2 protein-coding genes are annotated in these 1,912 nt (G+C 63.4%); both read right to left on the bottom strand.

What is annotated here, in order from left to right:
- Positions 1-1,266, bottom strand: a 1,266-nt coding sequence (locus EN745_RS34255; RefSeq protein WP_145992316.1) for a substrate-binding domain-containing protein, incomplete at its 3' end; no start/stop codon positions are given.
- Positions 1,267-1,276: 10 nt separating this feature from the next.
- Positions 1,277-1,912, bottom strand: a 636-nt coding sequence (locus EN745_RS34250) for a toxic anion resistance protein (protein ID WP_189363257.1), incomplete at its 5' end; no start/stop codon positions are given.

Here is a 1,912-nt window from a genome sequence, read left to right as displayed (position 1 = left end):
GACTTTTCCGGCTCGATGGAGGACCAGGGCGAAAAGCAGTTGCAGGTCGCCGCCCGCCTCGAATGTGTCGCGCACCACGCTGTCGAAAGGCAGCACGAATATGTGGTCGGAGGGCGTCCACTGCACCAGCACTTCACTGGCCTTTTCCGGCGTGAAAAGGAACTGGGCGGCGACCTGCAACTGCTTTTCGCCCTGGTCCTCCATCGAGCCGGAAAAGTCGAAGCAGAGCGCCGTCAGCGAGGGCTTGCGCAACGCCTCCTGGTAGAGATTGAGCGCCGTGCGGATCACCGCCGGCTCCGGCATGCGGATCGACGTCACCAACCTGCCCGGATCGAAGTTCCAGTCCGGCTCGGCTGCCGCCTGGATCGCGGCGCCGCCGAGCGGCAGGCGCCTGCCGGTATCGGCGATACGCTTGCGGATCGTGTCCGATTGCAGGTAGGCGAGCAGGTCGGTGAAGAACTTCTCCACCTCGGGGCCGCGCCCATGGTCGATGAAGCCGAGCGGTGAATCGCCGACCGCAACGCCGTCGGCGGGGTAGATCGCGTAGAGCGGCTCGTCGCCCATCTGCTTCAGCTTGTCGTTGGTCTCTTTCAGCGTCGCCTCGTAGTTCCACATCGCGTCGTAGAACGTGCCCTTGCGCGCAGAGTCGATGAACAGGTCGGCCAGCCAGCCCGAGGAACCGGACGAGCGCTCGACGCCTTGCAGAAGGGCGCTGACCGTGTCGCGCACATTCGGATTGTCGAGGTCGCCGGGCTGGATTACTTCCTTGCCGCCGAGCGCGCTGGATAGCATTGCGAGATAGGCGCTGGCGCCGGAATTGGACTGCGTGGCCGACGTCATCAGGAATCTCAGCTTGCCGTCCTTCACCGCGGCAAGAATGTCCTTCATGAATACGTCCCTGCCGACCCAGCCGAGTTCGGCGGCCTTGGATTTGCGCACGCCGAGGATGACCGGCATCTGCGCGATCGAGGTCAGGTTGCGCACCTTGCGGCCGGAATCGAACAGGTCCACCCAGACGCTCGAAGCCGGCCAGACCGCATCCTGGTCGAGTCCGCCCGGCTTCTGCAGGCCAAGGCCGATGTCGAGCGAGCCTTGATAAGAGACGATGCAGGTGGCGCCCTGCTTGGCGCAGAACTCTTGCACGATCGGCTCGAGAACGGTGTTCTCGGAACCGGACACAATCGAGAATTTGACGTTGCTCGAATTGCAGGCGGCCAGCAGCAGTGAGACCGCCAGCAGGAGAACGGACGACAGCGTCTTCGGCATCGAGGCTCCGTCAGCCCTGGGTGAGCGCTTTCTTGAGGTCCGCGGTCATCTGGTCCATCTGCTTTTCGGCGTCCGCCCGCTTCTGGCGGCCTTCCTGCTGGACCTTGAGCACGCCCTGCACGGTGTCGATCAGGTCGCGGTTGGCTTGAGCCAGCGTCTCGACGTCGACGATGCCGCGCTGCGCCTGCTCCTCGATCGAGATGGCCTGATCCTTCATCATCTTCGAGGTCTGGCGGATCATCTCGTTGGTGGCGTCGGTCACCGTCTTCTGCAGCTCGAGCGCCGATTTCTGGTTGGTCAGGCCGAGCAGGATGACCATCTTCTGCTTCCAGGCCGGCACCGTCAGCGCCGACGTCGCCTGCAAATTCTCGATCAGCGTTTCGTCACCCGATTGCACGATGCGGATCTGCGGCAGTTGCTGGATGCCAAGTTGGCGAGCCTGCACCAGGTAGAAGATGCGCTTTTCCAGCCGGTCGAGTGCCTGCACCGTGTCCTGATAGGTCTGCGCCTCCAGCGTGCCGCCGGCATCGCTGCCTTTGGCTTCGGCCGCGGCCTTCAGCTTGGGCAACTCGTTGGCTCGGTAGTCGTCGACGAATTTCTTGCCGGCCTGGACATAGGCATCCAGCTTGAGGATGGAGTCCTTGGT

The organism is Mesorhizobium sp. M4A.F.Ca.ET.022.05.2.1, from assembly GCF_003998845.1.
Lineage (GTDB): Bacteria > Pseudomonadota > Alphaproteobacteria > Rhizobiales > Rhizobiaceae > Mesorhizobium.
The sequence above is the reverse complement of the archived record's forward strand: the minus strand, read 5'-3'. Positions and strand labels throughout refer to the sequence as shown.